This window comes from Vreelandella sp. L-25, assembly GCF_056857535.1.
On record NZ_JBSXNH010000066.1, the window covers coordinates 178,716 to 204,958 of the forward strand.

Consider the following 26,243-nt stretch of genomic DNA (forward strand, 5'->3'; position numbering starts at 1 on the left):
ATTTTACATAGTGGTACAGGGAAAACGGGTTTCTCTATAACCACTATTCGATGTTACGTAAAAGAGGTATGTGTCATGGCTGAAACAATTATTAAAATTGACCTTAATCAGTCGCCTTACGAGAACGAGCAGGTTCATAACCGCTGGCATCCCGATATACCTATGGCCAGCATGGTGAAGCCTGGCGATGACTTTATTATTGAGTGTCATGACTGGACCGGTGGGCAAATCCACAACAATGACAGTGCCGACGATGTTCGCGATGTGGATCTAACCCAAGTCCACTTTTTATCAGGCCCGGTGGGTGTTGAAGGTGCTGAACCCGGTGATCTACTGGTGGTGGATATTCTCGATATTGGCGCCTTTGAAGAGAGCCAGTGGGGGTTCAATGGTTTCTTTTCCAAGCAGAATGGCGGTGGTTTCCTAACCGAGCACTTCCCAGAGGCACAAAAGTCGATTTGGGACTTCAATGGCATGTTCACCAAATCCCGGCATATTCCCGGTGTCGAGTTTGCCGGTCTGATCCATCCCGGCTTAATTGGCTGCCTGCCTTCAAAAGAGATGTTGGATGAATGGAATAGGCGAGAAAAAGAGCTCTATGATACCGAGCCTGATCGTATCCCCCAGTTAGCGGCACTGCCCTATGCCGACACAGCCCATATGGGGAAGTTGACAGGTACCGCCAAGCAGCAGGCTGCCGCTGAAGGCGCTCGAACAGTTCCTCCGCGTGAACATGGTGGTAACTGTGATATCAAAGACTTATCAAGGGGATCAACAATTTATTTCCCCGTCTATGTCAAAGATGGCGGACTATCGGTAGGCGATTTACATTTCAGCCAAGGTGATGGGGAAATCACTTTTTGTGGTGCCATTGAGATGGCCGGTTGGATTCACTTGCGGGTTAACCTGATCAAAGGCGGCATGGAGAAGTACGCCATCAAGAACCCTATTTTCAAACCGAGTCCTATCACGCCTAAATACGATGATTATCTAATTTTTGAAGGGGTATCGGTAGACGAGCAGGGCAAGCAGCACTATTTGGATGTGCATGTGGCTTATCGCCAGGCCGTTCTCAATGCTATTGAGTATCTCAAAAAGTTTGGGTATACCGGTGCTCAAGCCTACTCATTGCTAGGGTGCGCGCCAGTGCAAGGGCATATTAGCGGCGTCGTCGATATTCCCAATGCTTGCGCAACGCTTTGGCTGCCAACGGATATTTTTGATATTGATGTGAAACCGAATGCGCATGGGCCCGGTGCCCAAGTCGCTCAGGGGGCTGACTTACCACTCTCAAAAGATAAATAGAGACTTCCAAGCGTTAATAGCATTGAGATAGGCGGCGACGTCTTAACATCGCTGCCTGTTTAAAACAGAAACTATTAAGGAGAAAGTGGTATGCCTCTTTATGATTATAAGTGTGCTTCCCATGGCTTATTCCATGAGCTTGTTCCCCTACGAGAGTCGGGTGATTCTCACGCTTGCCCAACGTGCGGAACGCTATCCCCTAGAGTGCTGATGGTTGCCCCTCAGCTTTTAATGATGGATGCCTCAAAACGCAATGCCCTTGCGCGCAATGAAAAAGCCGCACACGAACCCAGGCATGGGAACCAGCATAGTGAGCACGAGAACGGATGCTGTCATCGAGAACGTCAAAAACCCCAGGTATTTTATACTGCAGAAGGTAATAAGATGTTCCCCTCAGCACGCCCATGGATGATTAGTCATTAAGGCCTAAGTCACTTCTACTAGGCTCTTCGCCCAGGCCAGCAACGTGGATATTGAGCGCAAAGGCTAGGTAGGTAGCGATTGTTATCCGTTGTTAACTTAAGTTGCCTGATTAGGGCGTGATTGTCGTCGAACACCCGTAAAAAAGCTTTTCTTAACTTTGGGTGCCGTGTGTCTGAGCTATGGTGATACATGGCAGGACGCTATGCGCAACCATGTAAGGAGAAGCAGCCATGAAAGCACTTTGCTGGCACGGTAAGAACGATGTTCGTTACGATACCGTGCCCGACCCCGCGATCGAACACCCCCGCGATGCCATTATCAATGCCAGTAGCTGCGCCATCTGCGGCTCTGATCTGCACCTTTACGATCACTATATCCCCGGTATGTCCTGTGGCGATGTCCTAGGCCATGAGTTTATAGGCGAAGTGATGGAAGTGGGTAGTGAGACGAAAAATCTCAAAGTAGGCGATCGAGTGGTGGTGCCCTTCACCATTGCTTGCGGCGAATGCGAGCAGTGCCAGCGCGGCAACTACTCGGTTTGCGAGCGAGCGCTCCAACCGTAATAAATCCCTGGCGGATAAAGTCTTTGGCCATGGCGGTGCCGGGCTGTTTGGCTACTCTCAACTTACCGGCGGCTATACGGGCGGCCAGGCCGAGTTTGTGCGCGTGCCTTTTGCCGACACCACGCATATTAAAGTGCCCGATACGCTCACCGATGAGCAAGTGCTGTTTCTAGGGGATATTTTCCAAACCGGTTGGCAGGCCGCCGCGCAGTGCGACATTCAACCCACCGATACCGTGGTGATCTGGGGCGCAGGCCCGGTTGGTCAGTTCTGCGTGCGTAGCGCGGTGCTGCTGGGCGCCAAGCAGGTAGTGGTGATTGATAACGTACCCGAGCGGCTCTCAATGGCCGCTGCCGGTGGCGCGATCACTATTAACTTTGCCCACGAAAGCGTACTGGGCAGGCTGCAGGAGCTGACCCACGGTAAGGGGCCAGAAAAGTGTATCGATGCGGTGGGGCTGGAAGCCCACGCCACGCGTTCGCTGGACTCGGTGTATGACCGGGTAAAACAGGCCATGTGGCTGGAAACCGACCGTGCTCATGTGCTGCGCGAGATGATATATGTCTGCCGTCCGGCGGGTATTTTGTCGATCCCCGGGGTGTATGGCGGGCTGGTTGATAAAATCCCTATGGGGGCGGCGCTGATGAACAAAGGATTGACCGTGCGCACCGGGCAAACCCATGTCAAACGCTGGACGGATGATCTGTTGAGGCGCATTGACGAGGGCCAGATCGACCCTTCGTTTGTGATTACCCACTCGGTGGATTTAGCCCAGGGGCGTGAGATGTACCAAACCTTTCGGGATAAGCAGGATGGCTGCGTCAAAGTCATTCTGAAGCCGTAATACTGCACAGGGAGGAGAGTATGAAAACATCGATGAAACGCCATTCCCACTCGCCAACACGCTCAATGTCACCAGCGGATAAATTAGCTAGAGGCTTGGGTTGGCTAAGCTTGGGGATGGGGTTGTATCAGCTAGTGGCCCCGCGTCGGGGTTGAGCCGCGTGTTAGGTATGCCTCATCGTGAAAATAAGATACGCGCCAGCGGTGCGCGGGAAATCCTCAGCGGCATCGGCGCGCTGTCGGATAACCCGACCAACGCGATTTGGAGCCGAGTTGGCGGAGATGTGCTGGATTTTGCCGCGCTCACCTTTGCGTTAAAGCGCCACCCATCGCATAAAGAGAACCTCTATTTAGCACTTGCGGTGGGCGTGCTGACGGTAGTGGATTATAGCTGCGCCAAAGCGCTAAGCCAGCGCCATGCCTACCAGGGCAGTGTCACTCCGGATTACAGCCAGCGAAGCGGCTTCCCTGGCGGGCTGGAAAGTGCCTGGGGAGCCGCCCGTGCCGAAGGGAGTAAAGCGCAGGAAACACTCCGGCTGCCTTCGCCTAACGCGGTGTAATCAGGTCGCTTGCGCTGCCGCCTGCTCTTTTTCGGCGGCGCGGGCAAGCGCTGGGCGATTGGCGTGGCGGGCGCGATAGGCCACCAGCGGCTCCGGCAAGCGATGTTTCATGCTTGTGGCCCAAGTGAGCGTGTGCGTTAAGAACAGATCCGCCAACGTGAAGGTATCACCCACTAGATTTTCCTGGCCACGATAGCGGCGCTCGAGCGCGAGCAGGGCTCTCTGGAATTCCCAAGCGGCGGTGGGTAGCACTGAAGGCACGCGCTTATCTTGAGGCAGGGCGAATTTGTGCTTGGCTTGCAGCCACAGTGGCTGCTCGATCTCGGTAACGATGAAACTAAGCCACTGGTCGACCTGGGCGCGCTCGGCAACGCTTTGAGGCAGCAGTTGCCCAGCGCCATACTGCTCGGCGAGATAACGGCAGATAGGCGCAGACTCAAACAGCATTAGCTCGCCATCTTCCAGCACCGGCACCTTGCCATCCGGGTGGCGAGCAAGATGCTCGGCACTTTGCCCCTCGCCTTTATCCAGCGCTACGTGGTGGCACTGGTACTCTAGGCCCAGCTCTTCAAGCGTCCAAGCAGCGCGTAGCGAGCGGGAATTGGGAAAGCTGTATAGCGTGATCATTTGGCGGCTCCAGGCAGTACCGTGAAGTTTTCACTGTAGCGACTCCCTGGAACCCTGTCACGAGCTACTGGCCCCGCGCCGCGCGGATGCGCTCGTAGGCATTGCCAATCTCGCTGGTGCGGGCCTGCGCCACCTCGCGCATGCTCTCCGGAAGCCCCTTGCCCGCCAGCTTGTCCGGATGGTTTTGGCTCATCAGGCGACGATACGCTTTCTTGATCTCGGCGTCGCTGGCGTCTTCTGATACCCCAAGAACGCGGTAAGCATCTTTTAAGGCTTCTTCGCTGGCGCCTTGAGAATTGGCCGCCGCACCGTGCAGCATGGCTTCGATCTGCTGAACTTCGGCGTCGCTACAGCCAACGCCGCGGGCAACGCGTAGAATCATCTCATGCTCGGCGGGGTGCAGCACGCCATCGGCGGCAATCGCGCTCAACTGAACCTGTAAAAACACTTGGCGCAGTACCGGCTGGCGCTGGGTGAGGCGGTTGACCTTGGCCAGCTCGGCCTCCAGGTCGAAGTCGTCGGCACGGCCCCGTTCGAAGGCGGCGCGAGCTTTGACGCGGTGCTCGCCCTGAAGGCGCATCTGATCGAACAGCTTTTCGGCCACGCCCAGCTCACCTGGAGTGACCTTGCCATCGGCCTGGCAAAGGCAGCCCATCACCGAAAAGATCGACTCCAGGAAACCTTCCTGCAAACGCGTGCGGGCGGCATTCAAGCGGCGCCCCAGCTGGCGTGCCAACCACCAGCCCAGACCCGCTCCCACCAGCAGGCCCACGGGGCCGCCACTGGCAAGGCCAATCAAACCAAACAGAATCATCAAAAAAAGCATAACGGTCTCAACAAGTTAGTCAGTAAGCTCAAGGCGACGGCAGGCGCGAACGAATGGCTGCTTCGATGCCGGCAGCATCCAGTCCGCAGTCGCGCAATAGCTCGGCGGGGGTGCCGTGTTCCACAAAGGCGTCCGGCAAGCCTAAGTTCAGCACTTCCACCTGAACGCCTTCCGCGTTGAGCAGCTCGTTCACCGCGCTACCCGCACCACCCGCAATGACGTTCTCTTCCAGGGTGACCAGCAGTTCATGCTCGTCCGCCGCGTGGAGCACAGCATCGCGGTCCAGTGGTTTCACCGAGCGCATGTTGATATGGGTGGCGTTGAGCTTCTCAGCCACTTCGGCGGCGGCGCTATTGACGCTGCCAAACGCCAGCAGCGCGATGCGTACGCCGTCGCTGGTGCTCTCGCGACGCACCTGGGCCTCGCCAATCGCCAGCGGCTCTAGGTGCTCTGGAATGACGGCCCCAGGGCCGGTGCCACGGGGGTAGCGTACGGCAGCCGGGCCAGAATGGTAGTAGGCGGCGCTGAGCATGGCGCGGCATTCGGCTTCATCGGCAGGCGCCAGAATCACCATGCCCGGCACGCAGCGCAGGAACGAAAGATCCATGCTGCCGTGGTGGGTGGGGCCGTCTTCGCCCACTAGGCCTGCCCGGTCGATGGCGAAGGTGACATCCAGGTCCTGCACGGCCACGTCGTGGATCAACTGGTCGTAGCCACGCTGCAAGAAAGTGGAGTAGATCGCCACCACTGGCTTCATGCCTTCGCAGGCCATACCGGCGGCTAGCGTGACCGCGTGCTGCTCGGCGATGGCCACGTCGAAGTAACGCTCGGGATAGGTTTGCGAGAAGCGAATCAAATCCGAGCCTTCGCCCATGGCGGGGGTAATGCCCATGAGGCGTGGATCGGCGGCGGCCATATCGCACAGCCAGTCGCCGAACACGTTGCAATACTTTTTCTTGGGGGCGTTCTTCGGCGCGCTGGGGCTGGCCGGTTTGCTCACCAGCGAGGTGCTCACGGTCGTGGTGGTTTTTTCCAGCTTAGTAATCGCGTGATAGCCAATCTGGTCGGCTTCGGCGGGCAGGAAGCCTTTCCCTTTGACCGTTTTGATATGCAGGAACTGCGGGCCTTTCTGGTCGCGCAGGTTACGCAGCGTTTGAGTCAGCGCCTCTAAGTCGTGGCCGTCGATGGGACCAACGTAGTGGAAACCCATCTCCTCAAACAGGGTGGCGGGACTGACCATGCCCTTCATGTGCTCTTCGGTACGCTTGGCAAGCTCCAGGGCGCCGGGCAGGTGGGATAGCACCTTTTTGCCCTCTTCGCGCATTTTGAGGTAGGGCTGGCTGGAGAGCACCCGTGCTAAATACGTGGCAATGCCGCCGACATTTTCAGAAATCGACATCTCATTGTCGTTCAGCACTACCAGCATATTGGCATTCACGTGGCCTGCGTGGGCCAGCGCTTCAAACGCCATCCCTGCGGTGAGCGCACCGTCGCCAATGATGGCGCAGACCTTGCGCGGGTCGTTTTGTGCTTGCGCGGCCAGGGCCATGCCTAGCGCCGCAGAGATGGAAGTGCTGGAGTGGCCAACGCCAAAGGTGTCGTATTCGGACTCTGCCCGGCGGGGAAACGCCGCCAAGCCGCCGTGCTGGCGAATGCTGAGCATGGCATCGCGCCGCCCGGTGAGGATTTTATGCGGGTAGGCTTGATGACCCACGTCCCACACCAAGCGGTCTTTCGGCGTGTGAAAGGCGTGGTGCAGCGCGACGCTGAGCTCAACAACGCCCAGGCCTGCGCCAAAGTGGCCACCCGTCACGCCAACGCTGTAGAGCAGGTAGGCGCGCAGCTCATCCGCTAGCTGGGCGAGCTGTTTAGCATTCATGGCCCGCAGCGCGGCGGGATGATCAAAAGAGTCGAGCAGTGGCGTCGCCGGGCGCTCGCGGGGTATCTCGTCGAACAGCTTCATAGGCATGTGTTAGTGGTCGCGCTCGATCATATAGTGGGCAAGATCGGCCAGGGGTGCGGCCTGCTCGCCTAACGGGGCGAGGGCGGCAATGGCCTCGTCAATAAGCGTGTTCGCTTTGCGCTGCGCCCCCGCCAGCCCCAGTAAGCTTGGGTAAGTGGGCTTGGCACGGGCGGCGTCAGCGCCGGAAATTTTGCCCAGCGTGGCGGTGTCACCCGTCACATCCAGGATGTCGTCATGAATCTGGAAGGCTAGGCCAATGGCGCGGGCGTAGCGAATTAGCGCTGCTAGGCGCGGGTCGTCCTCTTCCACCGCGACCAGACCGCCCAAACGTACGGCCGCCACGATCAGCGCGCCGGTTTTATGGGCGTGCATATGCGCCATCGCTTCGGCGTCCGGGTGGCCGCCCACGGCGGCTAAATCCAGCGCTTGGCCTGCCACCATACCGTCGCGGCCAGAGGCGACCGCCAGCGTGGTGACTAGCTGGCCCAAGCGCGGGTGCGGGCAGCTGGCCAGCACTTCAAACGCCAGGGCTTGTAAGGCATCGCCCGCTAAAATAGCCGTCGCCTCATCAAAGGCTTTATGCACCGTGGGCTGGCCGCGGCGCAGGTCGTCATCATCCATGGCGGGCAGGTCGTCGTGAATCAGCGAGTAGGCGTGAATCAGCTCGATGGCCGCCGCGGGAGCATCCAGGGCGTCGTCACTTGCCCCAAGGGCTTGACCCGCTAAATAGACCAACAGCGGGCGTAAACGTTTGCCGCCGACCAAAAGCCCGTGGCGCATGGCCGCTTCTAAACGCTCATCTACCGCTGGGCGTGCATCGAACAGCGCGGCTAGCGTGGCATCTACTCGGGTGCTGCTGGCATGGCGCAGCGTGGCTAGTCGGGAGGCGTGGGCGGTCACCATGGCGGCGTCTCCTCGCTGTCGTTGCCAGCATCCGGGGCACCTGCGAACGGGGCAACTGCCAGTTTACCGTCGGGGTCTTCGCTCAGTGCCCGTACTTTTAGCTCAGCGCTATCGAGTCGCTGCTGGGCATCGCGGGTCAGTCGAACGCCCTGCTCAAAAGCGGTCAGCGCATCTTCCAATGAGAGTTCGCCGGACTCCAGGCGTTCCACAATGGTCTCTAGCTGGGCAACCGTTGCGGCAAAATCTTGTGGGGGTGTGGTGTCGCTCATTGGGCAATGCCTACCGTTTTCCGGGCGCCCTGGTATCAGCAAGGGCGACGAGTGTGGCTGCGGATGCTGTTAAATAAACGCACAGTATACACCGAGGCGAGGGGGTGGCGTCTGCCCTCCCTATGGGTTGATTGTTCGACTTGCACTCTGTTCATCTTGAAAGCGCACACTTTTCATCACGCCAAGACACCGGGAGCGCAAGCGGCTGTGCTACCATACGGGCCTCCCGTGAACCGATACACGGCGCATGCCGCCGACCATAGAGGTTGATTCAGCCATGGCCAAAACGTCCCTGGAAAAGAGCAAGATCAAGATCCTGCTACTCGAGGGCGTCCACCAAAGCGCGGTGGACAATTTTCACAACGCAGGTTACGAGAACATCGAGCATCTGCCGACTTCGCTGGATGAAGAGTCGCTGATCGAGAAGATTCGTGATGTTCACTTTATCGGCATCCGTTCCCGCACTCAGCTAACCGAGCGCGTGTTTGAGGCGGCCGAGAAGTTAGTAAGCGTTGGCTGTTTCTGTATCGGTACCAACCAAGTTGACCTGGATGCGGCGCTCAAGCGCGGTATCGCGGTATTTAATGCGCCTTACTCCAACACCCGCTCAGTGGCGGAGCTGGTACTGGCAGAAGCCATTATGCTGCTGCGCGGTATTCCCGAGAAGAATGCTCGCGCGCACCAGGGCGGCTGGCTGAAGTCGGCGAAAAACTCCCACGAAGCTCGCGGTAAAACCCTCGGTATCGTGGGTTACGGCAGTATCGGCGCACAGCTCTCCGTCTTGGCGGAATCGCTCGGCTTCAACGTGATTTACTACGATGTGATCACTAAGCTGGGTATGGGTAATGCCAGCCAGGTCGCCAGCCTGGAGGAGTTGCTGGGTCGTTCGGACGTGGTCAGCCTGCACGTGCCGGACCTGCCCTCTACCCGCTGGATGATTGGCGCGAAAGAGATCGCCGCCATGAAGGATGGCGCGATTCTGATCAACGCCGCCCGTGGCAGCGTGGTGGAAATCGAGCCGCTGGCGGATGCCATTAAAGCAGGAAAACTCAATGGGGCGGCCATCGACGTCTTCCCGGTTGAGCCGAAAGGCAACGATGAAGAGTTCCAAAGCCCGCTGCGCGGCCTGGATAACGTGATTCTGACGCCGCATATCGGTGGTTCTACCCTGGAAGCCCAGGAGAACATCGGTATCGAGGTCTCCGAGAAGCTGATCACTTATTCGGACAACGGCACCACGGTCACGTCGGTCAACTTCCCCGAAGTGGCACTGCCCGCACACCCGGACAAGCACCGTTTGCTGCATATTCACGACAACGTGCCCGGCGTGCTTTCCCAGATCAACCGCGTGCTGTCAGAAAACGGCATCAACATTTCTGGCCAGTATCTGCAGACCAACGATAAGGTCGGTTACGTGGTGATTGATGTCGATAAAGCCTACGGCCCGCAGGCGCTGGAAGCGCTGAAGCAAGTAGAGCACACGCTGAAGATTCGCGTGCTCTATTCGGCGCAGAATAGCTGATATTACCGACCCGCGCAGCGTCACAAAACGGCCCGAAAGGGCCGTTTTGCCTATCAGGCCAGGTCGAACAGCAGTACTTCGCTGGCCTCGGTGCACGCCAGCGCAACGTCCTCGCTGGGGGTGAAGGCCGCCGCGTCACCGGTGCGCAGAGTTTCTCCGTTCACTTCAACGGCCCCCTTCACCACATGCAGCCATGCGTAGCGTGAGGGCGGTGTCGTGAGGTGGTCCCCGGCGCTTAGCAGGCTGGCGTACAGGTTGACATCCTGATTCACGCTCACTGAGCCATCGCGACCATCTGAGGAGAGCACCAAGCGCCACTGGCCCTGCCGCTCGGCAGTGGGGAAGTGCTTCTGCTCGTAGCTGGGCTGGATGCCACGCTGGGCCGGTTCGATCCAGATCTGCAGAAAGTGCAGCCCGTTTTCTTGAGAGTGGTTGAACTCGCTGTGCAGTACGCCCGTGCCTGCGGACATGCGCTGTACGTCGCCAGGGCGCATCACTTCGCCATTGCCCATGTTGTCCTTGTGCTCCATCTCGCCATCAAGCACGTAGGAGATAATTTCCATATCCCGGTGGGGGTGGGCGCCAAAGCCGTGGCCGGGGGCCACGCGGTCTTCGTTGATCACCCGCAGCGCGCGGAAGCCCATGTGGTTGGGGTCCATGTAATTGGCGAACGAAAAGGTGTGGTAAGAGCGCAGCCAGCCGTGGTCTGCGTAGCCCCGCTCGTTGGAACGACGAATCTGCATGAAAAGCACCCCATCACTGAGTTATGTTGGCGCCTACTATACGACCGAGTGCGTGTGACGTGGGGTGAAGCTTTCTCAATGATGTTGTCGAAATAATCGACGATTGGCGGTGTCGTTGATCTGAGTCAAACACGCCGAGATGCACCCACGGCGGGCTTTTTGTTATCATGCGCGCCTTTATTGACCCGGTCCGCCCTTTGCGAGGGCGACTACCAGGAGCACTCCATGACGACCCCGACCCCAACACCGCCCGTTGTGGTGGCAGCGCTGTATAAATTTGTCACCCTGAACGACTTTGAAGCACTGCGCGAGCCGCTGCGCCAAACCATGGTCGATAACGGCGTGAAAGGCACGCTGTTGCTCGCCAAAGAGGGCATCAACGGCACCGTGGCCGGTAGCCGCGAAGGCATCGATGCGTTGCTAGCATGGCTCACCGCCGACCCACGTTTAAGTGATATCGACCATAAAGAGTCGTTCTGCGACGAGCTGCCGTTCTACCGCACCAAGGTCAAACTGAAAAAGGAGATCGTCACGCTGGGCGTGCCGGGCATCGACCCCAACGACACCGTGGGCACTTACGTTGAGCCGGAAAACTGGAACGACGTGATCTCCGACCCGGAAGTGCTGGTGATCGATACCCGTAACGACTACGAAGTCGCGATTGGCAGCTTCGAAGGCGCGGTCGACCCCAAGACCACCACGTTTCGCGAGTTTCCCGAGTACGTGCGCCAGCACTACAACCCGGAGCAGCATAAAAAGGTCGCCATGTTCTGCACAGGCGGTATCCGCTGCGAGAAAGCCTCCAGCTTTATGCTGAAAGAGGGCTTCGAAGAGGTCTACCACCTGAAAGGCGGCGTGCTCAATTACCTGGAAAAGGTGCCGGAAGAGCAGTCGCTGTGGCGCGGCGAGTGCTTCGTGTTCGATAACCGGGTCACTGTGCGCCATGATCTCACCGAGGGCGAGTACGAGCAGTGCCACGCCTGCCGCATGCCGATCTCTCAGGAAGATATGCAGTCGTCGGCCTACGAGCCCGGCATCAGCTGCCCGCACTGTATCGACTCACTGCCTGAGAAAACCCGCGCCGCCGCCCGCGAGCGTCAGCGCCAGATTGAGCTGGCCAAAGCCCGTGGTGAGCCTCATCCGCTGGGCTATAACCATCGCCAAGGCACTCGCGAGAAAGCGTAATCATCAGTGGCCGACGATGTGGCAGAAGGCATCGATGCGTTTATCGAAAAGCGCGCGCATCGCTAGTACACGCTGCTAGCCATTGGTGGAATTTGTTTCCGTAAACGCGACAGCGCCCCCTGCGGCGCGTTATCCTGCTGGCTTTTTACGTATTGAGTGCCGTCAGGAGAGTAGTAGGTGAGTGAAGCCAAGCGCAGATCAGTCGGACGTCCGGCGGGAGCCACGAAAGCGAGCGGAGGGCATAGCCAATCGTTGGTGCGTGGCCTCACGCTGCTCGAATACCTATCCGCTAGCCCGCTGGGCCTTGCGCTTTCAGAGCTGGCGGAAATGGCTGACCTTGCCCCTTCCACCACTCATCGCCTGCTTCAGGCGCTGCAAAGCCAGGGCTTTGTCACCCAAGAGAGCGAGCAGGGCCTGTGGCGCATCGACGTCAAAACCTTCCGAATTGGTAACAGCTTTTTAGAAGCACGCGACGTGGTGGCCAAAAGCCGCCCGTTTTTGCGCCGCTTAACCGCAGAAACCGGCGAAACGGCGAATCTGGGTATCCGTGATGGCGCCACGGCGGTCTTCTTGGCTCAAAACGAATCCCCGCAGATGATGCGCATGATCACGCGGCTGGGGTCCCGTGCGCCGCTGCACGCCTCCGGCGTGGGCAAGGCGCTGCTGGCGTGGATGAGCGAGGAGGAGCGCAGCGCGCTGTTAGAAGGCGGCTACGAGCTGGCCCGTGTGACTGAAAATACCCTGTATCAAACGGATTCACTGCAGGCGGAAATGGCCGCCATTCGCGCCCAAGGCTTTGCCTGCGACCGGGAAGAGCATGCGATTGGCCTGCACTGCGTGGCGGCCTGCATTTTCGATGAGCACGCCACGCCGTTGGCGGCTATTTCCGTCTCGGGCCCCATGGCGCGTATTCCCGAAGAGCGCCTGCTGGTACTGGGGGCGCTGGTGCGTCAAATAGCCGACGAAATTACCCAGCAGCTCGGTGGCCAGTTGCCCCGTTAAACGTTAGAGGGCGCGTATCGTGTTCAGCCTGTTTTGGGTGGCGCTAGCCAGCGCCACCCTGCTGCCTGGTGGCTCGGAAGTGTGGCTGGCGCGGCTATGGTGTGTTGGTGAGCCAGCGCTGGTGCTGTGGGTTGTGGCGACGGCTGGCAACACGCTGGGCAGTTTGATCAACGTGGCTCTTGGTCGCTACGCTCGCCAATTTCAACATCGCCGCTGGTTTCCTGCATCTCCCCAAGGACTTGCCCGTGCCGAGCGCTGGTATCACCGCTTTGGCGAGGCGAGCCTATTACTCTCCTGGTTACCTGTGATTGGCGACCCGCTCACCGTGCTGGCTGGGGTGATGCGCCTTGCCTGGTGGCGGGCGCTGCTCTGGATTGTGCTAGCAAAAGGTGCCCGCTATGGGCTGCTGATTGCGCTGGCCCATCAATGGTTGGCGCCTTACTGCCAATAAACGGCAATTACCTTCACTCGGTTTCATTGGTGCTCCAAAAGCAGGCGCGTTAACGTCTCTTACATTGAGTCATGTTACGCTAGTTACTTTGGATCGAGCGTTATACAAAGCTTGCATTTCCATTGGATGCACTATCCTGTGTTTAACATTCTTAGGTTGAATTTTAACGAGGGCAGGATGGCAAATACTCACCCAAAAGGAGGTTATGGTGTGACGTCACTACGTTTACTCCCCTGGCTCAGCGTCTGGATGCTGGCGCTGTTCGCCATGCTGGCCGGGCCAGCCATGGCGCAAACCACGTTAAGCGCCGAGAGCGATGCGTCCGTCGCTGAAGAGCAGCCCTCTTATGCGGCGCTGGCGGATCTGCTGGAAGACGAGCAGGCCCGCCAGGAGCTCATTGAACTGCTGCGTAATCAAGCGTCTGAGTTGCCTGCTGGCGTTGCGGCCGAGCTGTCGCCGGAAGCCGCTGCCGCGGGGGGCAACGTAGCGCCCGAGGACGTCTCACTACCCCGCCAGTTGGCAGAGTTAACCAGCCGTGTAGTAGGTGATGTGGGCGGTCAGATCGAGCAGGCTGTGGCGATCGTCGGCAATATATTCACCGGCCAAGGCGCGGGCAGCAGCTTCGATATGGCGGCCTTCATGAACGCAGCCATCAATCTGGGCATCGTGATCGTGGCGACCTTCGCCATTTTTATGGTGTTCCGCCGGTTGGCAAAATCATTGTTCACCAAAATCAGCGGCTGGTCACAGCAGGGCACGGGACTGACGCCGGTGCTACGTTTAGTGCTGTGTGTCGCGATCGCCGCGGTCGTCGATATTCTTTTGATCGCCCTGGCGTACGTTGGCGGTAACTTGGTGGCCACCTTTGCCGTGGGGGAGACCGGTGAACTCTCTACCCGCGCGTCGCTGTTTTTAAATGCCTTCTTGATCATCGAGCTGCTCAAAGCCGGTGTGCGAATGCTGTTCTCCTCGCGTTACGAGGGTCTTCGCTTATTACCGATTTCAGCTCAAGAAGCCTCGTATTGGAACCGCTGGCTGGCGCGCCTGATTGGCATGGTGGGATACGGCCTGATGGTCGTCGTACCGCTGGTCAACTTCTATGTGGCCGCCACCCTGGGACAAGCGGTCGGCACGCTGATTATGCTGCTGGCGTTTATTTATGCGGTGGGCGTGGTGCTCAAAAACCGCGTGCGGCTGCGCGATAATCTAAATCAAATGAGCGCGCGCTCGACGCTGACGGCGAGCCGTGTATCGCTGCAGCTGTTTGCCCGCACGTGGCACCTGTTCGCGCTGATCTATTTCTTAATGGTGTTTGTACTGACGCTTACCCGTCCGGGTGATGCGCTGCCCTTTGTCCTCTTTGCGACGTTGAAGACGCTCGGCGCCGTGGTCGTGGGCCTGCTGCTGTCTGCGTTCCTGACACAGACCATTGGTCGTCGTATTCAACTCTCCGATGACCTGCGCCGTAAGCTGCCGCTGCTGGAAGTCCGGTTGAACAGCTACGTACCCAACGCGCTGCGCGTGCTGCGCACGGTGATCGTCGTTGCGGTGATCATGGTGGTGCTGGATGCTTGGGGCGCCTTTGACCTGGCCGGCTGGTACGCCTCCGAGCGCGGTGCCAATCTGGTGGGTAACCTGATCAGCGTAGCAGTGATCCTGATTGTGTCGCTGGGCATATGGCTGGGCTTGGCAAGCCTGATCGAGCACAAGCTCAATCCGGAAACCGGTCACGGCGAACCCTCTGCCCGTGCCAAAACGCTGCTGAGTCTGTTCCGTAATGCGCTGGCCATTGCCATGGTGACCATCACCGGCATGATCGTGCTCTCGGAAATCGGCATCAATATTGGGCCGCTAATTGCTGGTGCCGGTGTGCTGGGTCTGGCGATTGGTTTTGGTGCCCAGAAGCTGGTGCAGGATGTGATCACCGGGGTGTTCATTCAGGTAGAGAACGCCATGAACACCGGCGACGTGGTGACCGTGGGCGGCGTGACCGGCACGGCCGAGCGTTTGAGTATCCGCTCGGTGGGCATTCGTGACCTGTCCGGTACCTACCATATCGTGCCGTTCTCCAGTGTGGATACCGTCTCCAACTACATGCGTGAGTACGGCAACCATGTGGGCGAGTACGGTATTGGTTACAACGAAAGTATCGACGAGGCGATCGAGCAGCTACAGCTGGCCTTCGAAGATCTTAAAGCCAGCGAAGAGCATGGTCATAAACTATTGGCAGATATGACCGTGGCGGGTGTCACCGCGCTGGCCGACAGCTCGGTTAATATCCGTGTCGTGATCAAGACCACGCCAGGCGATCAGTGGGCTGTAGGCCGTGCCTACAACCGCCTAGTGAAACTGCGCTTTGATGCGGCGGGTATCGAGATTCCGTTCCCGCATACCACGCTCTACTTTGGCGAAACCAAAGGCGGCAAGACTCCGCCCGCCAACGTGCGCATTCTGGATGCGAAAGCGGAAAGAAAGCGCACCGAGACGGCACCGCTTGCAGAGCGTAGCGAAGCCTCGCTTGAGCATGAACCGGATCACCATAAGCCGGACCATGATGATGTGGATGAAACCTAAGCGTACGCTTAGGTAAGCCAATGAGGCCGCCTTCGGGCGGCCTCATTGCGTTGGGTCAGTCGCGCCGCTCGCCAGGGTAGTTTTCGGAGTGGCGACCCTCTAGGTTGATCGATTCGCCGCCGTCTACAAATAGCACTTGCCCGGCCACAAAGGCATTATCCAGCAAATAGTGCAAGGCTTGTACAAGGTGTGCTGGGTTGCCTTGGTGATTGACCGGAATGCCTTCGATGCGCCATTGGATATAGTCGCTGGTACGCTGGGAGGCAGGCAGCACTACCCCGGGGGCGATACCGTTAATCCGTAGGCGCGGAGCAAACTCCAGCGCTGCCATACGGGTCATCTCAGCTAGGCTTTTCTTGGAGAGCAGGTACGCCGCATACGGATATTGGTGATAGGCCACTTTGTTGTCGATGATGTTGATCACCTGACCGTGCTCTACCGCCTCGGCAAAATGGCGTGTGAGTAGCAGCGGGGTAAACATATTGACCCGAAACTGGGTCTCCAGCATGGCCATATCGGTACGGGCAATCGGCGCTGGTTCATAAGCTGAGGCGCTATTGAGCAGCACGTTCAACCCAGGAAAACGCGTTTTAGCTTGGGTGATTAATCCTTCTAGCGAATCCTCTAAAAAGTTGCAGGGCAGAATCTCGCACTCACGACCCTTGCCGCGAATTGCGTCTGCCACTTCCTCTGCTTCCCCCCGGGAGCTATTCACGTGTAACGCGATATCAAAGCCCTTATCGGCTAGCGCTTCAGCAAAATAGCGGCCCAGGCGCGTGGCGCCGCCGGTTACAAGTGCAGCAGGTGTCTCCATTGCTTTATCCCTCGCAGCAGGTAGTGTTTGTTAACTAACGTTGTCATGGTAATCAAAAAGACTCTCTGCGTGAGCGTAGCGTTTGTCAATAACTTGTACAGAGATTGAACGGGATGATTAACCGTCTACTCTGTTGGGGCGCCGATTGATGCCTATACGCTAAAACGGTGTGGGCTAGGTCATAGGCTCACCAGCCGTTAGTCATCCAGCCTCTTATATTGGGATATAGTTATGTCATTAAGGTCGTCACCCGTAACGTCAACCCCCCCGCCCGCGTCGGCTCAACACGAGTGCGTTATCTCGCTAGGAACCAATATTGAGCCAGAGCACCACTTTGCCCAAGCCCTTGAGATTTTGAGCAGTGAGTGCGAACTGCTGGCCCGCTCCGAAGCGGTGCGCACTGCCCCGGTAGGCTTTCAGCAGCAGCCAGACTTCTTAAATGCCGCCCTGGTGGTGCGCACTACGCTTGAGCTGGGCGACTTTAAAGCCTACCTAAAAGAGGTTGAGCATCGCTTAGGCCGTGTTCGCGGGCCGATCAAATCTGGCCCCCGGACCATGGACTTAGACATTGTGGTCTGGGATGGCGAAGTGGTCGACGATGGCTACTTTCATCATGACTATGTTCGGGGGCCAGTGGACGAAGTGCTAGCCGTACTGAAGAGACCGAACTGAAAAAACCGAACTGAAAAAAATAGTAGCGACTGGGAAAGTTTTACGGGGCAGGGCTCACGTTTTCTAAAGATAGGCCGATATTCACGCTACCACCGCACTGTTTGCGTTCACTTCCGAGGTCACGCCCGTGATCAGCCTTGCGACTAATATCACGTCGCTACTGGTGATGAATAATCTACGCAGTAGCCAGCAAGCGATGCAGACCTCCATGGAGCGTCTGTCATCTGGGCTGCGTATTAATAGCGCCAAGGATGACCCGGCAGGCCAGGCGATTGCCAATCGCATGGGCGCACAAATTCGCGGTATGAACCAAGCGATCCGTAATACCAACGACGGCATCTCTATGGTGCAAACCGCCGAAGGCTCGTTGGACCTGATCAACGATAGCCTTCAGCGCATCCGCGAACTCAGCGTTCAGGCGCTCAACGGCACCAATTCCTCAGAAGATCGCGCGTCTATTCAGTTAGAGATCGACCAACGGCTGGAAGAGATTGACCGCGTCGCCAAGCAGAGCAACTTTAACGGCATTAAGCTGATCGAGCGCGATAAAACGCTCAATATTCAGGTAGGGGCCAACGCTGGGGATGTGATTGGCGTGAGCTTTTCGGCGATGGGGCATCAGGCGCTGGGGTTGGATAACTTCAGCGTATTAGATGATGGCTCGGCCACGCCCAAACCAATGGATATCGTCGATGAAGCCATGAAGCAGGTCGACCGCCAGCGCAGCTATTTAGGCGCGGTGCAGAACCGCTTCGAGAGCGTCATTGACGGGCTCAACACCAACATCATTAACACCTCCGCCGCACAGTCGCGTATTCAAGACGCCGACTACGCGCAAGAAATTTCCAACCTTATTCGCGCCCAACTGCTTCAGCAGGTGGGTATCGCGATGCTGACCCGGGTGAACCAACAGCCGCAGATGATTCTGCGGCTGTTGGAAGGGCTGTAGTTAGAGCTAGCTGATCACCGTTAGTCGATGATGCCCTGTTCCCGCGCCATGGCGTAAGCCGCTTGCGGGCCGTTCCATAGCGAGGGCAGCAGAATCAGCGACACCGGGATCGCGGTGATCACGATAAACTGCTGCAGCGCGCCAATTTGACCTGCACCCATATACAGCAGCACGGCCGCCATCAGGGCCATCGCAATACCCCAAAAAGCGCGCATGTAAGGGCTAGGGTCATCATGGCCTGCGCCGACGACGGCAATCGCATAGCTCATGGAGTCGCCGGTGGTGGCCACAAAAATCGTGGTCAGTAGTAGAATCGCCAGCGCCATCCAGGTGCCGCCGGGCAGAGCTTGAGCCACCGTGAGAGTCGCCACGTCAAACTGGAAGTTATTGAGCGCTTCGGTCAGGTCAATTACCCCGGTCAACTGATAGTAAATGCCGGAGCCGCCCAGTAGCGTAAACCATACGGTGGTGGCAATCGGGGCGAGTACGGCAACCGCCAGAATCATTTCACGAATACTGCGGCCCCGTGAAATGCGCGCCACGAAAATCGCCATCAGCGGTGCATAGCCGATAAACCAAGCAAAGAAGAACACTGTCCACCACTGCATCCACCACGCTGGGGCGGTTTCAGAGGTCATCGTGGCCATGGTGAAAAACTCGCTGACATACGCGCCCATGCTGGAAACGTAGGTGTTCACCAAAAACAGCGTGGGGCCGAACATGATAATCACGGCGCCGATTGCCAACGCCAGCAGTACGTTGAAGCGGCTCAGCAGTTGGATGCCTTTATGCACCCCGCTCATGGAGGAGAGCACATAAATAGTGCCCAGTACGGCCAGAATCATCAGTTGCCCGGTGTAGCCTTCCGGCAGGCCAAACAGCTCATGCAGGCCAAAGCTCACCTGAGTTGCCAAAAAGCCGATGGGGCCTACCGTGCCTGCCACTAAGGCAATCACGCAGCAGGCATCCACTAAGCCGCCCAGCGGGCCACGCATCAAGCGTTCACCAAAAATCGGGTAGAGCAATGTGCGCGGCTGCAGCGGTTGGCCTTTCACGTAGTGCGCATGGGCCAGCACCACGGCGGTGAGCGAGCCCAGCACCGCCCAGGCCATAAAGCCCCAGTGCATAAACGACTGCGCCAGCGCGCCGGATACCGCTTCAGCGGTGCCCGCTTCGGTATCAAAGGCGGGTGGGGTGACCACAAAGTGGTACACCGGCTCGCCCGCGGCAAAAAACACCCCACCACCGGCTAACAGCGTACATAGAATGATGGAGAGCCACTTAAAGGTGCTTATTTCTGGTGCATCGAGATTGCCGATCTTAGCTTTTGCCGCAGGCGTTAAAGCAACGCCGATGGCGATAAAAAACGTCAGCAGAAGCAGCAGCTGGAAATAGCTGCCCAGCACCAGCGCGGTCCAGGCAAAGCCTGCGCTGATAGAGTTGGCGACCCGATCAATGTCGTAAAACGAAAGCGCCAGAAACGCCACGATGAAGCCGATGCTAAGCACCAGCACGATAGGATCGCCGAGGGAAAACCGCGAGGGCCCCTCGGCGCGTTGGGCAGGTTGGTTCATGAAGAGTACCTATTTGGAATGGGAGGTTGCAGGAAAGAGCGGGAGCAGAACCTTTAGCTTAATAAACCCAAGAGGGAGCCGACTTAACGCCGCTGGCCCCAGGTTTTCAAAGCAAAAAAAAGCGCCATTCAATGAATGGCGCGAGGACAGGAAACTGAGCACAGTATACCGATGACCTAGACCAAAGTCTAACGGCTTGGTCAAAAATGTTTTCTAATGGTGCGCGGCCAATGCGTGGCGCACCATTTTGGCGCTTTCGAGGGCGCTGGCTGATCCATTTGCAGGCCTAAGCTCATGAATGAAAAGTAAAAAGAAAAAGATGGCAGTGTTGCTGCAAAGCCTCTTCAATTTTGTATACAAGGTGCTCACTGCCATGCCGATTCGTTTCCGTACTGCCCGCTCCCCTCTGTTTCCGCTAGCGCTATTTGGCGCGGTGCTGATGATGCCGCTCGGCGCTGCTGCCGAGACGACCTCGATTCGCTTCCAGCTGGACTGGCGCTTCGAAGGCCCGGCAGCGCCGTTTCTGATGGCAGCCGAAAAAGGCTACTTCGCCGAAGAAGGTCTGCAGGTTCAGATCGATTCGGGAAGCGGCTCTGCAGGGGCGGTGAACCGGGTGGCCTCGGGCGCCTATGAGATGGGCTTTGGCGATCTCAACGCGCTGGTCGAATTCCTTGCGGAAAACCCGGAAGGCCCCGGCATCAAGGGCGTCTATATCGTTTATGACGGCACGCCCGCGGCGGTGTTTGCGCGCAAGGAGAGCGGCATCGAGAGCCCCGCTGACCTGGCAGGCAAGACCATCGCCGCCCCGGCCTTCGACACCGGCTATCGCGCCTGGGGCATCTTTGCCGCTGCCAATGGGCTGGAGGCCGACGCGGTGGCATGGCAAAACGTCGACCCTGCGCTACGCGAAACCCTGCTGACCCGGGGCGATGTCGATGCCATTACCGGCTTCTACTTCACCAGCCTGCTGAACCTGGAAGAGCGGGGAATGAGCGAAGAGGAGCTCACCATCATGCCGTTCCCCGAGTATGGGGTCCCGCTTTACGGCAATGCCATCATTGTTAGCGAGTCCTTCGCCAACGAGAACCCTGAGGCTGTGCAAGGCTTTTTGCGGGCGTTTAACCGCGCCCTGGGCGACACCCTGGATGATCCCGAAGCGGCGATTGAGTACGTGCGCGAGCGCGATAGCTTGATTGACGTTGAAATGGAAACCCGCCGTCTGAAGCTGGCCCTGGAAAGCGTGGTAGACACCCCAGATGCCCGCGAGTATGGCGTGGGGGGAGTGGACGATGAGCGCCTACGGGATGCTGTTGCGCTAGTGGCTAAGGCCTACGACCTACCCACACTGCCATCACCCAGCCAAGTCTTCGACTCCCGTTTCTTACCGCCCGTCGATGAGCGCATGCTGCTGCCGGAGGCTGAGTAATGTCGGCAGCGTTTGTCCGCTTTGATGATGTGAGCCTAGCCTATGACGGCACAGGCAACGCCATTGAGGATATTAATCTCTCCATCCGCGAGGGCGAGTTTGTCGCCTTCGTGGGGCCATCCGGGTGCGGTAAATCCACCTTTATGAAGTTATGCACGGGCCTGCACGCACCTACCCAAGGGAGTGTCAGCGTGGATGGCGTGCCGGTCACCGGACCACTGAAAATCTCCGGTATGGCGTTTCAGAATGCCAACCTGCTGCCCTGGCGTACCACGCTGGATAACGTGCTGCTGCCGCTGGAAATTGTTGAGCCCTACCGTCGGCAGTTTCGTAAGCGCCGCGAGGAGTTTGTGGGCTGGGCGCGCTCACTGCTGAAAACCGTCGGGCTCGCCGAGCATGAGAATAAATACCCTTGGCAGCTATCAGGCGGTATGCAGCAGCGGGCGTCCATTTGCCGGGCGCTGATCCACCAGCCGCGTCTGCTGATGTTGGATGAACCGTTTGGCGCGCTGGATGCGTTTACACGCGAAGAGCTGTGGTGCGTACTGCGGGATTTATGGGAAGCCCAGCGATTTACCGTTGTGCTGGTGACCCATGACCTTCGTGAAGCGGCCTTCTTAGCCGATACGGTGTATGTGATGAGCCGCCGCCCAGGTCGCGTGATTGAGCGTCGCTCCATTGAGCTGCCTCGCCCCCGAGCGTTGGAGACCACCTACGAAAAACCCTTTATTGATCTGGTGCAGGAACTACGCGCCCAGATTGGTGAAGTGCGTAGCACCTGATCGATGACTCTCTGCGTCGGCACCATTAAGGCATTTTTTATGACCGTAAATAGCAAACTGATTGAACGTCTGGCGCCCTGGATCGCGGTGGTGGTGCTGGTGATGATCTGGGAAGTCACGGTGCGGCTATTTAACGTACCGAGCTTTATCTTCCCCGGCGCCTTGGAAACCGCGCAGGCGTTGATTACCTATGCAGGCCCCATTGGTCAGCACTCTTGGCAAACCTTCTGGACCACGCTGATCGGTTTTGGGTTGGGAGTGGCGGTCGGGTTAGTGCTGGGCTTTATCATCGGCTCGTCGCGCTTTTTGTATAACGCCTGCTACCCGCTGCTGGTGGGGTTTAATGCCATTCCTAAAGTGGCCTTTGTGCCAATTCTGGTGGTCTGGTTTGGTATCGGTTCGGTACCTGCGATTCTCACTGCCTTTTTAATCTGCTTTTTTCCCATTGTCGTGAATGTGGCCACAGGGCTGGCAACCCTGGAGCCAGAAATGGAAGACGTGCTGCGAGTACTGGGTGCGCGGCGCATGGATGTGCTTTTGAAAGTAGGGCTGCCGCGTTCGCTGCCGTACTTTTTTGCCTCGTTGAAAATCGCCATCACCCTAGCGTTTGTGGGCACCGTCGTATCGGAAACCGTCGCCTCTAACCAGGGCATCGGCTACCTGATGATGAGCGCTGGTTCGCAAATGCGTATGGGGCTGGTATTCGCCGGGCTGCTGGTGATCAGCGCGATGGCCATGGTGATGTACGAACTGTTTGCCCAATTAGAAAAGCGTATGACTGCCTGGGCACACCGTAGTTGAGAAAAGAAACGCCGTAGCGGCGAAGTACCGCTGCGGTTTAACTGAATTTGCTGGCATAGCCAGTGTTGAACAATAAGGGGACCCAATGAAATATTTACCCATCGCTAGTTTAGCCGCTGCCATGTTGATATCACCGCTTGCCTCGGCTGAAAAACTATTTTCAGACTCAAGTATCTCGCTGCTATATAGCGATCAGTACCAAGCGTTTGGGCGTAATGAGCGCACCGATACCTATGTCACCTTTGAAAACGTGACGGCACACGACTGGGGCGGCACTTTTTTGTTTGTGGATCGTAACCAAGGGCGAGGTAAAGCCGATGGTGACGACGATCTGTATGGCGAATTCTCCCCAACGCTCAGCCTTGGCTGGCTAAGTGGCGTCGATTTGCAGCGGGGCGCGCTGAAAGATGTGTCGCTAGCAGGAACCTATGAATTTGGCGGTGGCACCAATGCTACCAACATTCTGACAGGCGTGAGCTTCGCCTGGGACGTGCCAGGCACAACGTACTTCAACAGCACGTTCTACTACGTCAATAACAGTGAAATCGCCGATGATCTGCAAATGACGCTCACCTGGGGTGCGCCGTTTGAGGTGGGAGCATCGCGTTTTCTGTTTGATGGCTATATCGACTACTCAACGTCGGCATCGGACCATGACGCAGAGTTTCATTTCAACCCACAGCTAAAATTAGACTTAGGGCACTACCGTGGCCGTCCAGGAGTGCTCTACGCAGGGATTGAGTACTCCTACTGGCACAATAAATATGGCCTTTCCGACAGCGTTATGGATACGGAAAGCGCGGTGAGTGCACTGGTTAAATTTCACTTCTAATCGGCGTGGGTAGCACCATGATGGTGCTACCAGCTATACAGCAGCGAGGCGCTGGTCGTGGTATCAGTGCGCTCGCTGGCATCCTCCGGGGGTTGTGAGTTGTGCTTCACTTCATAAGAGAGGCGCAGCGACAGCCTAGCGTTAAGACGGGCGGTAAGCGCCGTTAGCGAACGGCCGGTGGTGTTTGCATCGGTGTACTCTACCGACATCTCCTGGGCAATATCAGCGTAATCAGAGAGTCGGTAGCGGTAGTCCAGCGCGGTATAGGCCACGGCCAACTGCTGGTTATCTTCTTTTCGCGGGCGATCATTGCGGTAACCCGGGCCTGCTTCCAGCGAGAGCGTGTGCTGCTTATTCTCTAACAACTGCCGTCCATAGCCACCAATTACCGAAAGCTGTTGGCCGTACCCGGCAAAACGGTCCTTCTCCCAGCGGGCAAAGCCAAACAGGTAGTGCGGCCCGCTAAAGTCGTAGCGTTCACGCCCTGCGAGCAGATATTGCTCCGCGCTGGTTTCGCCATCCTTGCTGACGTTACGCACTTCGCCGCGTAGCGAATGGGTCAACTGACCGGTCAGCCAGGTCAGACGCGATTTGCCGATCAGTGTTTGGCTGTCGGTGTTGCCAGAAAGACGGGTAAAACCAAGCTCCGCATCGCCGCTAAATTCGGGGGTGTCCTCTTTCGGAGGCGGCGGCGCATAGAACGGCGAGGCCGCAACGCCGGTCGCCCAAAGTGCGCTGCTAGTGAATACCAGTGAGCGTAGCAAATGTCGCACGACACTCCTCCTTGAGCTTGGGTTCAGTAAGTGGCTGCTATATAAGCAAAGTGAGGTGAAAGCGCAACGACTAACGCCGCTTGGCACTGCGTGCCATAATGACGCGGTCGCGCACCATGAGTTCCGTTATGACCGCCCCCCGCCCTAGAACACTGGCCGAATTACAGCGCTGGCGCCGCACCCGCGCCAAGCGCCGCTGGTATAAGCGCAGTTTTCGCCTACAGGTAATGATGCTGGTGGGGCTACTGTTATCGGGCATGTTGCTGGCCCAGGGCACCTATTTGAACCACCGCAAAGCCGAGATCATCACCCACCAAATGGGCTAGCGGGCACTGGCTGTGGCCAAAACCGTGGCCGGGATGCCGCAGATTGTAAACGCTTTTTCCTCTCCTGACCCCTCCGCCATTATTCAACCCCTTGCCGAACGAGTGCGTCAGGAGACCGGCGCGCGCTACGTGGTGGTGGGTAATGCCCAATCGATCCGCTACTCCCACCCTGTGCCCGAGCGTATCGGCCAGCCCATGGTGGGCGGCGATAACGACCAGGCGCTTATCTATGGCCAGTCGTATGTCTCCGAAGCCACCGGCACGCTGGGTACGGCCATGCGCGGCAAAACGCCGGTGTGGGATGAGGAGGGCAATATCATCGGGGTGGTCTCGGTGGGCTTTATGCTCGACCGCGTCGATATGGATGTGGCCCGCTACACCAGCCTCGGCTGGGCGCTGGTGGCGCTGATGATTGTGCTGGGGTTTGCGGGCGCTTACTGGCTGTCGCAGCACTTGAAAAAGATCATTTTAGGGCTGGAGCCTTACGAAATCGCCCGCTTGGCGATGGAGAAAGAGGCCATCCTGCAATCGATTCACGAAGGCATTCTCGCGGTGAACCAGGATGGCCATATCACCCTGGTGAACCAGCAGGCGCGGCGCTTTTTAGAGCTGCCCGACGAGCATGTGCTGCTGGGTCAGCCGATCCGTGAGGTGGTGCCCAATTCGCGGCTGTTGGAAGTCTTGAAGCATGGCGAGCAGGAGTTTGACCAGGAGATGTGGCTGGGGGATCACCCGGTGGTGGTCAACCGAGTGCCGATTCTGCATGAAGGGGAAATAGAAGGGGCTGTGGCCACTTTTCGTAGCCGCCGAGAAATTATCGACCTCTCCCAAGCACTCACCCAAGCCAGTCGCGATGTGGATATGCTGCGCGCCCAGGCCCACGAGTTCTCCAACAAGCTCTACACCATCTCCGGCCTGTTGCAGTTGCAGCGTATCGACGAAGCGCTGGCGCTGATTCATCAGGAAACCGAGCGCGCCCAGGCGCAAATGAGCTTTTTAATGCGCCACGTGGCGGATGCGGTATTGAGCGGCACGCTGCTGGGCAAACTCACCCGCGCCCGCGAGCTGGGCGTTACGTTAGAAATCGACGAGCAGAGCTCGCTCTCCTGCCCGCTAACGCCCACCGGCCAAGAGGTCATGATGAGCGTGGTGGGTAACTTACTGGATAACGCCTGCCACGCCGCGCTCAACGGCCCTCACGGCGACCAGCCCACTGTGCGGCTGTTTTTCACCGACCTGGGCGAGCAGCTACTTATTGAAGTGGAAGATAACGGTGCCGGGGTGCCCGCCGAGCATGCGGAGTCGATTTTTGCCGAAGGATTTTCCACCAAAACCGGCAAGCATCGGGGCATAGGGCTGGCTCTGGTGGCGCGGCTGTGCCGCCAGCACGGGGGCGCAGTGACGCTGGAAGAGAGCGAACTGGGCGGCGCATGCTTTATTGCCGTGCTGGACCGCTCGCTATGCGCCGAGGCCGCCACCGAGCCTGCGCCCTCATAACGACACGAATAATGACGACGCTAATGAATAAGAGGAAA

Annotated in this window: 25 protein-coding genes and 1 pseudogene; 17 read left to right on the plus strand and 9 right to left on the minus strand. The window is 57.9% G+C overall.

Annotation, left to right across the window (positions count from 1 at the left end):
* The first annotated feature begins 75 nt into the window (after positions 1–75).
* The 5 genes from fmdA to AC13CN_RS10370 all read left to right on the plus strand — a co-directional run bounded on the left by fmdA (position 76) and on the right by AC13CN_RS10370 (position 3,694).
* A complete protein-coding gene (gene fmdA, locus AC13CN_RS10350; protein ID WP_058579782.1) occupies positions 76–1,305 on the plus strand; it encodes a formamidase in 1,230 nt (409 codons plus the stop codon).
* A gap of 90 nt (positions 1,306–1,395) precedes the next feature.
* On the plus strand, positions 1,396–1,728 hold the full coding sequence (locus AC13CN_RS10355; protein WP_172416667.1) for an FmdB family zinc ribbon protein: 333 nt from the start codon (positions 1,396–1,398) through the stop codon (positions 1,726–1,728).
* Between the two features lie 230 nt (positions 1,729–1,958).
* Positions 1,959–2,291, plus strand: a complete 333-nt coding sequence (locus tag AC13CN_RS10360) for an alcohol dehydrogenase catalytic domain-containing protein (RefSeq protein ID WP_232059471.1) — start codon at positions 1,959–1,961, stop codon at positions 2,289–2,291.
* Positions 2,221–3,135 (plus strand): zinc-binding dehydrogenase, encoded by a 915-nt coding sequence (locus AC13CN_RS10365; RefSeq protein WP_228168784.1) that lies wholly within the window; start codon positions 2,221–2,223, stop codon positions 3,133–3,135. The genes AC13CN_RS10360 and AC13CN_RS10365 overlap by 71 nt, the downstream gene beginning before the upstream one ends.
* A 169-nt stretch (positions 3,136–3,304) precedes the next feature.
* The gene (locus tag AC13CN_RS10370; RefSeq protein WP_228168785.1) at positions 3,305–3,694 is read left to right on the plus strand and encodes a hypothetical protein; all 390 of its coding nucleotides are present in this window, start codon (positions 3,305–3,307) and stop codon (positions 3,692–3,694) included.
* On the opposite strand, the gene AC13CN_RS10375 is transcribed toward AC13CN_RS10370, so the two are convergent.
* From AC13CN_RS10375 to AC13CN_RS10395, 5 genes are all read right to left on the minus strand, one after another.
* On the minus strand, positions 3,695–4,321 hold the full coding sequence (locus tag AC13CN_RS10375; protein ID WP_483053134.1) for a glutathione S-transferase family protein: 627 nt from the start codon (positions 4,319–4,321) through the stop codon (positions 3,695–3,697).
* Positions 4,322–4,385: 64 nt separating this feature from the next.
* On the minus strand, positions 4,386–5,147 hold the full coding sequence (djlA, locus tag AC13CN_RS10380) for a co-chaperone DjlA (protein ID WP_483053135.1): 762 nt from the start codon (positions 5,145–5,147) through the stop codon (positions 4,386–4,388).
* Between the two features lie 28 nt (positions 5,148–5,175).
* The gene (gene dxs / locus AC13CN_RS10385) at positions 5,176–7,116 is read right to left on the minus strand and encodes a 1-deoxy-D-xylulose-5-phosphate synthase (protein ID WP_172416664.1); all 1,941 of its coding nucleotides are present in this window, start codon (positions 7,114–7,116) and stop codon (positions 5,176–5,178) included.
* A 3-nt stretch (positions 7,117–7,119) separates the two neighbouring features.
* On the minus strand, positions 7,120–8,013 hold the full coding sequence (gene ispA / locus AC13CN_RS10390) for a (2E,6E)-farnesyl diphosphate synthase (protein WP_483053136.1): 894 nt from the start codon (positions 8,011–8,013) through the stop codon (positions 7,120–7,122).
* Positions 8,007–8,282 (minus strand): exodeoxyribonuclease VII small subunit, encoded by a 276-nt coding sequence (locus AC13CN_RS10395; RefSeq protein WP_054644899.1) that lies wholly within the window; start codon positions 8,280–8,282, stop codon positions 8,007–8,009. Before AC13CN_RS10395 ends, ispA begins: the two co-directional genes overlap by 7 nt.
* 277 nt (positions 8,283–8,559) lie before the next feature.
* Between AC13CN_RS10395 and serA the strand changes: the two genes are divergently transcribed.
* Positions 8,560–9,804 (plus strand): phosphoglycerate dehydrogenase, encoded by a 1,245-nt coding sequence (serA, locus tag AC13CN_RS10400; RefSeq protein ID WP_172416663.1) that lies wholly within the window; start codon positions 8,560–8,562, stop codon positions 9,802–9,804.
* A gap of 53 nt (positions 9,805–9,857) precedes the next feature.
* Here serA and AC13CN_RS10405 read toward each other — a convergent pair whose 3' ends face one another.
* Entirely contained in the window at positions 9,858–10,547 is a 690-nt protein-coding gene (locus AC13CN_RS10405; protein ID WP_483053137.1) for a pirin family protein, read from the minus strand.
* Between the two features lie 225 nt (positions 10,548–10,772).
* Here AC13CN_RS10405 and trhO point away from each other — a divergent pair, with 225 nt between their 5' ends.
* The 4 genes from trhO (at position 10,773) to ybiO (ending at position 15,759) form a co-directional block, all read left to right on the plus strand.
* Positions 10,773–11,732, plus strand: coding sequence for an oxygen-dependent tRNA uridine(34) hydroxylase TrhO (gene trhO / locus AC13CN_RS10410; protein ID WP_483053138.1), 960 nt, complete (start codon positions 10,773–10,775; stop codon positions 11,730–11,732).
* Between the two features lie 177 nt (positions 11,733–11,909).
* Complete coding sequence (locus AC13CN_RS10415; protein ID WP_058579788.1) at positions 11,910–12,734, plus strand: IclR family transcriptional regulator domain-containing protein; 825 nt, start codon at positions 11,910–11,912, stop codon at positions 12,732–12,734.
* 19 nt (positions 12,735–12,753) lie between these two features.
* The gene (locus tag AC13CN_RS10420; protein WP_058579789.1) at positions 12,754–13,185 is read left to right on the plus strand and encodes a YqaA family protein; all 432 of its coding nucleotides are present in this window, start codon (positions 12,754–12,756) and stop codon (positions 13,183–13,185) included.
* A gap of 210 nt (positions 13,186–13,395) precedes the next feature.
* Entirely contained in the window at positions 13,396–15,759 is a 2,364-nt protein-coding gene (gene ybiO / locus AC13CN_RS10425) for a mechanosensitive channel protein (RefSeq protein ID WP_058579826.1), read from the plus strand.
* A 55-nt stretch (positions 15,760–15,814) separates the two neighbouring features.
* Here the strand turns inward: ybiO and AC13CN_RS10430 are convergent, their stop codons facing one another.
* The gene (locus AC13CN_RS10430) at positions 15,815–16,573 is read right to left on the minus strand and encodes an SDR family oxidoreductase (RefSeq protein WP_044629914.1); all 759 of its coding nucleotides are present in this window, start codon (positions 16,571–16,573) and stop codon (positions 15,815–15,817) included.
* A 231-nt stretch (positions 16,574–16,804) separates the two neighbouring features.
* Here AC13CN_RS10430 and folK point away from each other — a divergent pair, with 231 nt between their 5' ends.
* Positions 16,805–17,245, plus strand: a complete 441-nt coding sequence (gene folK, locus AC13CN_RS10435; RefSeq protein ID WP_083602254.1) for a 2-amino-4-hydroxy-6-hydroxymethyldihydropteridine diphosphokinase — start codon at positions 16,805–16,807, stop codon at positions 17,243–17,245.
* Between the two features lie 127 nt (positions 17,246–17,372).
* A complete protein-coding gene (locus tag AC13CN_RS10440; RefSeq protein WP_058579791.1) occupies positions 17,373–18,194 on the plus strand; it encodes a flagellin N-terminal helical domain-containing protein in 822 nt (273 codons plus the stop codon).
* 20 nt (positions 18,195–18,214) lie between these two features.
* Here the strand turns inward: AC13CN_RS10440 and AC13CN_RS10445 are convergent, their stop codons facing one another.
* Complete coding sequence (locus AC13CN_RS10445; protein ID WP_483053139.1) at positions 18,215–19,768, minus strand: BCCT family transporter; 1,554 nt, start codon at positions 19,766–19,768, stop codon at positions 18,215–18,217.
* A gap of 373 nt (positions 19,769–20,141) precedes the next feature.
* Here AC13CN_RS10445 and AC13CN_RS10450 point away from each other — a divergent pair, with 373 nt between their 5' ends.
* The 4 genes from AC13CN_RS10450 (at position 20,142) to AC13CN_RS10465 (ending at position 23,609) form a co-directional block, all read left to right on the plus strand.
* Positions 20,142–21,194, plus strand: a complete 1,053-nt coding sequence (locus AC13CN_RS10450; RefSeq protein ID WP_483053140.1) for an ABC transporter substrate-binding protein — start codon at positions 20,142–20,144, stop codon at positions 21,192–21,194.
* Entirely contained in the window at positions 21,194–21,976 is a 783-nt protein-coding gene (locus AC13CN_RS10455) for an ABC transporter ATP-binding protein (protein WP_483053141.1), read from the plus strand. The genes AC13CN_RS10450 and AC13CN_RS10455 overlap by 1 nt, the downstream gene beginning before the upstream one ends.
* Positions 21,977–22,015: 39 nt before the next feature.
* Positions 22,016–22,777 carry an ABC transporter permease gene (locus tag AC13CN_RS10460; RefSeq protein ID WP_044629920.1) on the plus strand — a complete coding sequence of 254 codons (762 nt, stop codon included), beginning with the start codon at positions 22,016–22,018 and terminating at the stop codon, positions 22,775–22,777.
* An 85-nt stretch (positions 22,778–22,862) separates the two neighbouring features.
* On the plus strand, positions 22,863–23,609 hold the full coding sequence (locus tag AC13CN_RS10465; RefSeq protein WP_044629921.1) for an outer membrane protein OmpK: 747 nt from the start codon (positions 22,863–22,865) through the stop codon (positions 23,607–23,609).
* A gap of 26 nt (positions 23,610–23,635) precedes the next feature.
* On the opposite strand, the gene AC13CN_RS10470 is transcribed toward AC13CN_RS10465, so the two are convergent.
* The gene (locus AC13CN_RS10470; protein WP_483053142.1) at positions 23,636–24,382 is read right to left on the minus strand and encodes a DUF481 domain-containing protein; all 747 of its coding nucleotides are present in this window, start codon (positions 24,380–24,382) and stop codon (positions 23,636–23,638) included.
* A gap of 128 nt (positions 24,383–24,510) precedes the next feature.
* On the opposite strand from AC13CN_RS10470, the pseudogene AC13CN_RS10475 reads away from it, so the two are divergent.
* A pseudogene (locus AC13CN_RS10475) lies at positions 24,511–26,205 on the plus strand (ATP-binding protein).
* The last annotated feature ends 38 nt before the right edge of the window (positions 26,206–26,243 follow it).

What these genes read in the sequence shown, in the direction of transcription:
- fmdA (WP_058579782.1), top strand. Translation starts at nt 76, where the DNA reads ATGGCTGAAACAATTATTAAAATTGACCTTAATCAGTCGCCTTACGAG.
- AC13CN_RS10355 (WP_172416667.1), top strand. Translation starts at nt 1,396, where the DNA reads ATGCCTCTTTATGATTATAAGTGTGCTTCCCATGGCTTATTCCATGAG.
- AC13CN_RS10360 (WP_232059471.1), top strand. Translation starts at nt 1,959, where the DNA reads ATGAAAGCACTTTGCTGGCACGGTAAGAACGATGTTCGTTACGATACC.
- AC13CN_RS10370 (WP_228168785.1), top strand. Translation starts at nt 3,305, where the DNA reads ATGCCTCATCGTGAAAATAAGATACGCGCCAGCGGTGCGCGGGAAATC.
- AC13CN_RS10375 (WP_483053134.1), bottom strand. Translation starts at nt 4,321, where the DNA reads ATGATCACGCTATACAGCTTTCCCAATTCCCGCTCGCTACGCGCTGCT.
- djlA (WP_483053135.1), bottom strand. Translation starts at nt 5,147, where the DNA reads ATGCTTTTTTTGATGATTCTGTTTGGTTTGATTGGCCTTGCCAGTGGC.
- dxs (WP_172416664.1), bottom strand. Translation starts at nt 7,116, where the DNA reads ATGCCTATGAAGCTGTTCGACGAGATACCCCGCGAGCGCCCGGCGACG.
- ispA (WP_483053136.1), bottom strand. Translation starts at nt 8,013, where the DNA reads ATGGTGACCGCCCACGCCTCCCGACTAGCCACGCTGCGCCATGCCAGC.
- AC13CN_RS10395 (WP_054644899.1), bottom strand. Translation starts at nt 8,282, where the DNA reads ATGAGCGACACCACACCCCCACAAGATTTTGCCGCAACGGTTGCCCAG.
- serA (WP_172416663.1), top strand. Translation starts at nt 8,560, where the DNA reads ATGGCCAAAACGTCCCTGGAAAAGAGCAAGATCAAGATCCTGCTACTC.
- AC13CN_RS10405 (WP_483053137.1), bottom strand. Translation starts at nt 10,547, where the DNA reads ATGCAGATTCGTCGTTCCAACGAGCGGGGCTACGCAGACCACGGCTGG.
- trhO (WP_483053138.1), top strand. Translation starts at nt 10,773, where the DNA reads ATGACGACCCCGACCCCAACACCGCCCGTTGTGGTGGCAGCGCTGTAT.
- AC13CN_RS10430 (WP_044629914.1), bottom strand. Translation starts at nt 16,573, where the DNA reads ATGGAGACACCTGCTGCACTTGTAACCGGCGGCGCCACGCGCCTGGGC.
- folK (WP_083602254.1), top strand. Translation starts at nt 16,805, where the DNA reads ATGTCATTAAGGTCGTCACCCGTAACGTCAACCCCCCCGCCCGCGTCG.
- AC13CN_RS10445 (WP_483053139.1), bottom strand. Translation starts at nt 19,768, where the DNA reads ATGAACCAACCTGCCCAACGCGCCGAGGGGCCCTCGCGGTTTTCCCTC.
- AC13CN_RS10450 (WP_483053140.1), top strand. Translation starts at nt 20,142, where the DNA reads ATGCCGATTCGTTTCCGTACTGCCCGCTCCCCTCTGTTTCCGCTAGCG.
- AC13CN_RS10455 (WP_483053141.1), top strand. Translation starts at nt 21,194, where the DNA reads ATGTCGGCAGCGTTTGTCCGCTTTGATGATGTGAGCCTAGCCTATGAC.
- AC13CN_RS10460 (WP_044629920.1), top strand. Translation starts at nt 22,016, where the DNA reads ATGACCGTAAATAGCAAACTGATTGAACGTCTGGCGCCCTGGATCGCG.
- AC13CN_RS10465 (WP_044629921.1), top strand. Translation starts at nt 22,863, where the DNA reads ATGAAATATTTACCCATCGCTAGTTTAGCCGCTGCCATGTTGATATCA.